Origin of the sequence: Streptomyces sp. NPDC046900 (assembly GCF_040644975.1) — a bacterium.
Lineage (GTDB): Bacteria > Actinomycetota > Actinomycetes > Streptomycetales > Streptomycetaceae > Streptomyces.
Map to the genome: position 1 here is coordinate 1 of NZ_JBEYXD010000171.1, position 8281 is coordinate 8281.

8 protein-coding genes and 1 pseudogene are annotated in these 8281 nt (G+C 67.6%); 3 read left to right on the forward strand and 6 right to left on the reverse strand.

The features are described from left to right. Positions 1-327: transposase (locus ABZ904_RS49650; RefSeq protein WP_361830787.1), on the forward strand; the 327-nt coding region annotated here is incomplete at its 5' end. Between the two features lie 99 nt (positions 328-426). On the opposite strand, the gene ABZ904_RS49655 is transcribed toward ABZ904_RS49650, so the two are convergent. Both ABZ904_RS49655 and ABZ904_RS49660 read right to left on the reverse strand, forming a co-directional pair. Continuing rightward, complete coding sequence (locus tag ABZ904_RS49655; protein WP_359408879.1) at positions 427-684, reverse strand: DUF6205 family protein; 258 nt, start codon at positions 682-684, stop codon at positions 427-429. Continuing rightward, on the reverse strand, positions 681-1223 hold the full coding sequence (locus ABZ904_RS49660) for a hypothetical protein (protein ID WP_359408881.1): 543 nt from the start codon (positions 1221-1223) through the stop codon (positions 681-683). The genes ABZ904_RS49655 and ABZ904_RS49660 overlap by 4 nt, the downstream gene beginning before the upstream one ends. A 280-nt stretch (positions 1224-1503) precedes the next feature. On the opposite strand from ABZ904_RS49660, the gene istA reads away from it, so the two are divergent. Both istA and ABZ904_RS49670 read left to right on the forward strand, forming a co-directional pair. After that, positions 1504-3210, forward strand: coding sequence for an IS21 family transposase (gene istA / locus ABZ904_RS49665; RefSeq protein WP_361830791.1), 1707 nt, complete (start codon positions 1504-1506; stop codon positions 3208-3210). A 543-nt stretch (positions 3211-3753) separates the two neighbouring features. Next, positions 3754-4239, forward strand: a complete 486-nt coding sequence (locus ABZ904_RS49670; protein WP_361830794.1) for an Rrf2 family transcriptional regulator — start codon at positions 3754-3756, stop codon at positions 4237-4239. A gap of 48 nt (positions 4240-4287) precedes the next feature. Here ABZ904_RS49670 and ABZ904_RS49675 read toward each other — a convergent pair. The 4 genes and pseudogenes from ABZ904_RS49675 to sigJ form a co-directional block, all read right to left on the reverse strand. Then, a pseudogene (locus ABZ904_RS49675) lies at positions 4288-4431 on the reverse strand (pyridine nucleotide-disulfide oxidoreductase); the annotation flags it as partial. A gap of 321 nt (positions 4432-4752) precedes the next feature. Beyond that, on the reverse strand, positions 4753-5214 hold the full coding sequence (locus ABZ904_RS49680; protein WP_359408887.1) for a carboxymuconolactone decarboxylase family protein: 462 nt from the start codon (positions 5212-5214) through the stop codon (positions 4753-4755). A gap of 550 nt (positions 5215-5764) precedes the next feature. After that, complete coding sequence (locus ABZ904_RS49685) at positions 5765-6685, reverse strand: NADP-dependent oxidoreductase (RefSeq protein WP_361830797.1); 921 nt, start codon at positions 6683-6685, stop codon at positions 5765-5767. Positions 6686-7113: 428 nt separating this feature from the next. After that, the gene (sigJ, locus tag ABZ904_RS49690; RefSeq protein WP_361003614.1) at positions 7114-8004 is read right to left on the reverse strand and encodes an RNA polymerase sigma factor SigJ; all 891 of its coding nucleotides are present in this window, start codon (positions 8002-8004) and stop codon (positions 7114-7116) included. Between the last annotated feature and the right edge of the window lie 277 nt (positions 8005-8281).

Sequence of the window (8281 nt, forward strand, 5' to 3'; positions counted from 1 at the left end):
CTGCGGGCCCGCGCGGAAGACCGCATCCGGGCCGCCCGGGCCACCGGCCTGCGCAACCTTCCCCTCCACGACACGGCCCAGAACAAGGTCTGGCTGGAGATCGTCCAGATCGCTCTCGACCTGCTGGCCTGGATGCCCATGCTCGCCCTGACCGGCAAGGCCCGACTCTGGGAGCCCCGCCGCCTGCGGTTCCGCCTGTTCACCGCGGCCGCCCAACTCGTCACCACGGGCCGTCGGCGGATCCTCCGCCTGGCCCGCCACTGGCCCTGGACCGACAAGATCACCACAGCGCTGGCCCGGCTCGCCCTCCTCCCCAGCCCAGGCTGACCAGCAGCCTTCCCCGTCCCTGCGAGCATCAGCATCACAGCCCGGGCAGTGGAACCCGGCGCCCCACCCGACGCGACACTCGGGCCCTTGGCCTGCCTGCTACCCCTCACAGAAAACGAAACGGTCCACCGACTCCGTCGGCGGACCGTCGAGAAAGATCGAGGCTAGGGCAGTTGCGGTTCGACGCAGCAGTGGCCCATCGACGGTGTCGACGTCCTCCTCGGCCACACACAGCATGAGTTCGGGAGTGCGGCCCTGGGTGATGTTGTGGGGAGCGAAGAGGCTGTCCTTGATTTCACCCCAGGTCAGCGGTGGGTGGATCGCGAATCCGCCCTTCACGCGTGTGGTGTAGCTCATCGGGAAGAGTCCTTGTCTGCATAGGCTGGCAGGTAATGAAGTGGGACGGCCATCGCGGCATCCGCATCGGCCCAGTCCACGGTCCAGGGGCACTCGGACTCCGGTGGCTGCCACTTGAAGACAGCCCACCGACGTTGGACGTCGTCTGTGGCGAGCTCGGCGTCCAGGCCCTTCTGCCGCAGGTGGGCGTTCATGGCGGCGACCGCCTGTACCGGGTCCGGGGTGAGGGCGATGAGGTCACCGTCTGCGCATTCGGCGAGTAGCACTCCGTCGTACTGGACGTTGGCGAAGTCGGCTGCGGTGGGGTGGAAGGGGCCCATTGGCAGTTCCGGAACGGGCCCGATCTCGTTGAGGTACTGGATCCCGGCGTAGTCAGCGTGGACGCGCAGGTTCGATCGCTGGCCGTCGAGCCGGACATCCAGGGTGGAGCCGTCGACACGGGTGATGACGCCCGGATACACGGTTTTGGGCTCCTTGTGGGATGCGAACGTGATGCGGCGCCCTTCCTGCGCCATCGGGTGGATGGGTGCGCTGGGCATGGTGTGCTGGGCCTCCTTATCGGCGGTGTTCGTTGGTGGCGTCCGGTTGCTTGGCGCAGCACGGGGGGTTTCCTGCCGTGGTTGGGGTGGGTTCAGGTATGCATGCCTGGTCATGACGTCTGGCGTTAACGGTTTGAACTGGCCCCACTTTTCCGGCCCGAGTTGGCCCCACCGGCGGGGCGCGTGGGAGCGTTGGGGGGTTGTTCCGGCTTGAGTTGGCCCCACCCTGCGGAGAGCGCTGGGATGCTCGCGGTAGGTCGCCGTGAGGGGGCGATGCCGGATGGCGTCCTCGAAGGAAGAGCTGTTCCTACTGATCCGCCGGGACTCGTGGCGCGAGGGGTTGTCGGTCCGCGCGCTGGCGCGCAAGTACCGGGTTCACCGCCGTCTGGTGCGCGAGGCCTTGTGCTCGGCGGTCCCCGCGCCGCGCCGCACTCCGAGGCGGCATTCGCCGAGGTTGGAGCCGTTCAAGAAGACGATTGACCAGTGGCTGCTGGACGATCTGGACGCTCCGCCCAAGCAGCGGCACACCGTGAAGCGGATCCTGACCCGGCTTCAGCACGAGGCCGGCGCCGAGATCGCTTACTCGACGGTCTGGGATTACGTGAGCCAGCGCCGCCAGGAGATCGCCGAGGCCGCGGGGGCGACGCTGGCGGCCGGGTTCGTGATTCGGCACAACCAGCCCGGCATGGACGCGGAGGTCGACTTCGGCGAGGTCTGGATCGATCTGGCCGGCGAGCGCACCAAGTGCTTCGTGTTCGCGTTCCGGCTTGCCTACTCGGGCAAGGCGGTCCACCGGATCACCGCGTCCTGCGGGCAGGAGGCCTTCCTCGACGGCCACGTCCACGCGTTTCGCACGCTGGGCGGTATCCCCGCTGGCCAGATCTGCTACGACAACCTGTCTCCGGCGGTCTCGCGGGTGATCCGCAAGAGCCGCTCGCGCGAAGAGCATCCTCGCTGGGTCGACTTCCGCAAGCACTTCTCAATCACCCCTTTCTACTGCGAGCCGGGCCTTCGCGGGGCGCACGAGAAGCGCGGAGTGGAGGGGCAGGTCGGCTACTGGCGCCGCAACTACCTCACCCCCGTGCCCTGCGTCGACAGCCTCGATGAGCTCAACGAGGCCTTCGCCCGTTTCGAGCAGGCCGAGGAGAGCCGCCGGATCGGGTTGCGGATCCGCACTATCGGCCAGGACTTCGCCCACGAGGCCCCTCTGCTGCTGCCGCTGCCCGGGGAAGGGTTCGAGACCGGCCTCGCCTTCAGTCCGCGCGTCGACCGCTGCGGCATGGTCGCGGTCCGGGTCTGCCGCTACTCGGTCCCGGCCCGGTTCATCGGCCGCACCGTCCACGCGCTGCTGCGGTCCGACGAGGTCGTGGTCTTCCACGGCCGCACGGAGATCGCCCGCCACCCGCGGCTGACCGCCAAAGGCGCCGAACGGGTCGTGCTGGACCACTTCCTGGAGGTCCTGCTGGCCAAGCCCGGTGCCCTGGCCGGCTCCGAGGCCCTGGACCAGGCCCGCCGCGAGGGCACCTTCACCCCCGCCCACGAGGCGTTCTGGGCCGCCGCCAAGCACACTCTCGGCGAGACGGACGGCACGAAAGCCCTGGTCCACGTCTTGTTGCTGCACCGGCACCTGCAGCACCGCGACGTCGTCGCCGGGATCCGTGCCGCCCTGGCGGTCGGAGCCTGCACTGCGGACGTGGTCGCGCTGGAGGCCCGCAAGGCCGCCGAGACCGAAGGCCGGTCCCCGACGGTGACCGCGAGCGCCATGCCGGCGGAGCTGGTCACACCGCCCGAGCTGCCGCTGCCCAGTTTGACCGAGCGCCGGGCCAGCCGGCTGCCCGTCGACCAGCGACCCCTGCCCGCCCTCGAACGCTGGGACCAGCTGCTGCACCGTCCAGGAAAGGAACTTCTCACGACCATGCCTTCCATGGAGCCGGCGCCGGCCACTGGGCCGCCGAGCAGGCACCCCAGGAGATGCCGGCGACGCTGACCAGGTTCCTGGCCCCGTACCGCGCTACCGCATCCCGCTCGTTTCGTTAGAGGGCAACGTCGTGCCGCGCGGTCTCCGACGTCGATCGGGCCAAGGTCTTTTACCAGGCAGTGGGATTCCGCCTGGACATCGATGACATGGATAGTGACGACATCCGGTCCGTTTCACGCCGCCCGGCTCCGAGTGCTCGATCGTCTTCGGAAGGGTGCTGACCTCCGTCGCTGCGGGCTCGACTCAGGCAGTGCACCTCGTCGCGTCCGACATCGAGGAAGCCCGAGCGGAGCACCTCGGTCGCGGTATCGAGAGCGAGGTATTCCGCGACGTTGTCCACGGGTACAAGGCCGCTGAGGTCGTGCGCCTTGGTGCGGGCTCCGAGCGCGGTGCCAACGCGTTCCGTGCCGATGCCGACTACGGACCCATGACCACCTTCAGCGACCTGGACGGCAATGGCTGCGTCCTCGAGGAGGTCAAGCAGCGCGCCTCCGGGGGGTGGGCCGAGGCGCGGGTTTTGACACGTCATAACTGGATCTTTAGTATCCAGTTATGCGGACGGGTAAGGGCGTTGAGTGGGCCGTGCACACGCTACTCAACCTGGCGTGGCTGGGGGGCGGCGAGCCGGTGGCGACTGCGGAGCTGGCCGCTGGTCACGATCTGTCGCCCACCTACCTGAACAAACAGCTGCAGCAGCTGGTCAAGGCGGGGCTGCTGGAATCCGTGCCGGGTGCGCGGGGAGGCTTCCGGCTGGCCCGCCCCCTGGCGGCGGTGTCGATGCTGGACGTGGTTCTCGCTATTGAGGGGGATGAGCCCCTATTCCGCTGCGCTGAGATCCGTCGGTGCGGCACCATCGGCGAGCGAGTGCCAAAGAGCAGCTTTACTCGGCCGTGCGCCGTGAACAGCGCCATGGAGCGGGCCGAAGCGGCCTGGCGCAAGGCGCTGGCCGATCAGAGCCTTGCCGACGTGCAGGCGGAGGCGGAGGCGGAGGCTCCCACGATCGCGTCGCACGTGCGCCGGGGACTTGGGCGCGACTGATCCTTTGCCCGCGGGGGCTTGAAGGTGGCGTCCTCCCTGCGGCCGGTATCGGTATGTCTCCAACAGGCGCACCAAATCCGCGCTGATCGTCGGGCACGCGGGCACGGCGTGCCAGAGCCATGCCCCAGGCACCTCGCTTGCGATCGTGAAGGTTGCCGAGTTCAGCACCTCCTTGACGCCTTGGCCCACGAAGTATCCAGTACGAGGCGGACTTGTCGCGGTGGGCCGGGACCCCCCTCGGCATCCAGCCGCTCGGCCACGGCCTGGCCCAGGCCGGGTACGCGCCGCGCGTCGGCCTGGGCCGGCACCGGCCATGGCAACGCCGCGCTGGATCGCAGGTTCAGTACGAGCGCTCGCAGCCGAGCAATTCGTGTGCCACGATCACAGTGCTGAACCATGCGGCTTGCGCCATGTCCGCCACCGCGCCGCAAAGCTGCGTTGGGTAATTGTCCGACTCACTCCAGTGGCACCGCACTGCCAGGCCCACTCCCCGGCCGGCACCTGGGATTCGGCTCAGTCGCCGACTACGGTGTATCGGCTGGTGATCGCTACGCGGTTGAACGCGTTCATCACTGTCGCCAGCCAGGCGACCGCGGAGATCTGCTCCTCGGTGAGCACGGCGGCGGCCTCCTCGTAGGCGTCGTCGCTGACGTGGCCCTGCGACACGTGCGTGATGGCCTCTGTCAGACGTAGGGCCGCGCGCTCGGTCTCGGAGAAGTAGCCGGTCTCCTCCCAACCGGGCAGTACGGCGAGTCGGTCCGGGTTCTCGCCCATCTTGAGTGCGTCGCGGGTGTGCATCCTGAGGCAGAAGGCGCAGCCGTTGATCTGGGAGGTGCGAATCTTCAGCAACTCGACCAGGAGACGGCCGAGGCCTGAAGTGGCGGCACTCTCCTCCGCTGCCGCTGACAAGGCGATGAGGGTCTTGTAGTTGGCCGGGTGCTGCTTTCCGATGTTCACGCGCTGCTTCGCGGTCATGAATTGCTCGCATTCTTGGAAAGGCGGGCGATGGTGCCCTACCGTTTTGGGTCAGAGATCTTGAGTGCGTCCGTCTTGGGTCAGGGATCTTGAGTGTGTCCCCCGTGTCGGATACGAAGACGACCAGAAGCTTCGTCGGCATAGTCCTGCTGATGTCTTCGGTAAGCACATGGTGGGCGCCCGGCTCCTCGATCCGGTTCTCGCCCTGCTGGTATGTGTGCACAGGTTCGCCGTCGAGCTTGCTGCGCACGCTGCCGGTGAGAACGTAGGCATAGACGAAGGCCTCGCCGTGCCGGTGCGGAACGCTCGGGCATTGGGCGGAAAGCCGACGACTGCCGAGGTGACCTTTTTCCCTTGACGTTCGGAAGCGCATTCTGCGGCAGTGGCGACAGCATTTCGGAGGGATGTTTCGAAGTCACGGCTGCCGCGGCGGGAGATTTCTTGGTGGCTGCGTCATGGGCGCCGGGGCCGTATCCGGCGACCCCGGCAAGTTTTCCAGAAGCCAGAATGCGACCAGCCATCCGTATTTCGATGATGATGATGTCCCCGCTCAGTCTTCCGCGACTCGAATAATGGTCTTGCCGGGGGTACGTCGTTCCGGGGCGAACGCGGCCGGCGTCTCGGCCAGCGGGCGCACGGCACCCACGATGGGCTTGAGTCGCCCGTCTCGCAGCCGCTGGGCAAGGTCCGCCAGCCTGTCGCGGTCGGGTTCGACGACGAAGAAGACGGACCGCCCGTCCTCAGGCTGGATGGTGGGCGGGTGCGCGATGGTGACGAGCGTGCCACCGGCGCGTACGAGAGCGGTAGAACGGTCGAGGATCTCACCGCCGATCACGTCGAGGACCACGTCGACCTCGCCGGCCTCCTCCAGCTTGTCGGCCTGCAGGTCCAGAAAGGTGTCCACGCCGAGAGCAAGGGCGGTGTCCCGGTCGGCGGCCCGGCCGGTGCCGATGACCCAGGCTCCCACCTCGCGGGCGAGCTGCACTCCGATCGAACCGACGCCACCTGCGGCGCCGTGGATCAGGACGGTTTGGCCGGTGGTAAGGCGCGCGTGGTCGAACAGGCCCTGCCAGGCAGTGAGTCCGGAGATCGGCAGTGCGGCAGCGATGGTGTGGTCGACGTCCGCCGGGAGCGGAGCGAGGTTGCGGGCCTCCACAGCCGTGTATTCGGCCAGGGAACCGTTACGGGTCCAGTCGGTCAGGCCGAAGACTCGCTGGCCGACGGTCAGGCCGGTGGTGCCGTACCCCAGCTCGACGACGACTCCCGACAGCTCGTGGCCCGGCACGCTCGGAGTGCGGTCCCGGCCTGCACGGTCGGCCCATGTTCCCGGCCACTCCAGCTCTCCGGGGGTGAACCCGGCGGCATGCACCTGCACGATGACGTCGTTCTCGGCGGCGTGGGGGTAGGGAATATCCGTGAGCGTGAGACCACCGATACCCGCCTCGCGGTCTTGAACGATGATGGCTTGCACGACAGGTCCTTCCTGTGGGGGGTCTTGACCTCGAACACCCGAGTCACCTGCGTGAGCAGGAAGCTGGGTGCGAAGCGTCACTGATCCGACCCTTCGCATTTCATGAGAGCAGAGCCAAAAGGCATCATTGTGGCCGTCCCGCAATGGAATATCGGCATGAATGACGAACGCGTCGCGTCCGGAGGAGGGAAAGGCAATTTCAGACCGTATGCCGAGTTGATGACCCTGGGTCCTTACCGGTGACGAGGTGCTGTCGCCGATGGCCGGTCTTCCCGATTTCACGGCCGGCGGTTCAGGGTGGCAGAGCAGACGCGTATGGCTCCGATGCTGCCTCGCTAGGGTTCGTGCGGGTCACTGAGAGTCTCCTTGGTCGTTCTGGCTCTGCGTTCTCATCAGGGAGACGAGGTGGCCCACCGAGGTGTGACAGCTCAGAGGTGCGAAAGTTTCTCCGGGTTGATGACCCTGCGGTACGCGGTGATCACGCCGTCCGTGACCTGCAGCGTGTCGACGGAGTAGACGCGGCCCGCGCGGCGGAAGAGGAGGGCGAGTTCGCCGCCGACCTCGACGACGTCGATGCGGTCCGCACGCCACTGGCGGCCCACTCGCACCATGACCTCGGCGACGCGCAGACCACCATGGATGAGTTTGCGGGCTGCGGCGATCTTGCCGCCGCCGTCGGTGACGTACACAGCGTCCGGATGAAGGAGTCTGACCAGACCGGCCAGATCCCCGGCCTCGTAGGCGGCGCGGAAGGCCGCGAGTACGCGTTCCCGCTCTGCCTTGGACGCTTGCGGCGTGGCCTGCTTCGCCTTGGCCACCCGCCGCCGTGCCCGTGAGGCGTGCTGCCGGGCGGTCGGTGCAGAGGTGCTCAGCACTTCAGCGATCTGGCCGAACTCAAGACCGAAGACATCGTGGAGGACGAAAGCCACGCGCTCCGGTGGGCTCAGCTCCTCCATGATCAGGAGCATCGCCGAGCCGACGGATTCGTCGACGAGTACTGCTTCCGACGCATCCGGGCCTGTCAGCAACGGCTCCGGGAGCCAAGGCCCCACGTAGGCTTCCCTGCGAATGCGGGCGGACTTGAGGATGTCGTACGACCGCCGCGCGGAAACGGTGACCAGCCAGGCTCGTAGATCACTGACGTCGCGCAGGTCCGCGCCGGCCGCCCGCAGCCACACGTCTTGGGCCACATCCTCGGCATCGGCCACACTCCCCAGCAGCCGGTACGCCACGCCGAAGACCGCAGGTCGGTGTGCCTCCCACTCGGACTCGAGCAGGTCTCCAGATCCAGCCGACCTGGGTGTGCGCGACTCACCCATGCAGACGTAGCCTCCTTGGCTTCCGGATCCAGAATAGTCGTCATGTTGGCGGGTTCTGGTCGGAATTGGTCGCAGTGTGTCGGACGCCCCTACGAAGCCCGCTTGGCGAGGTGAGTGGGTTCGCCTCAGGCAGCCGCCGATCGGGGGCGTGAGGCGTGGGGGCGTAGAACACCCTTCGCACTCCTCTGACGCGTAAATAGCAGCAGGTCAGGGCGGGTGTGGGCAGGGGTGGGTGCCCGGTGGCCGTTGGGGGCTGCCGGGTGTGCGGGTCTGCCGG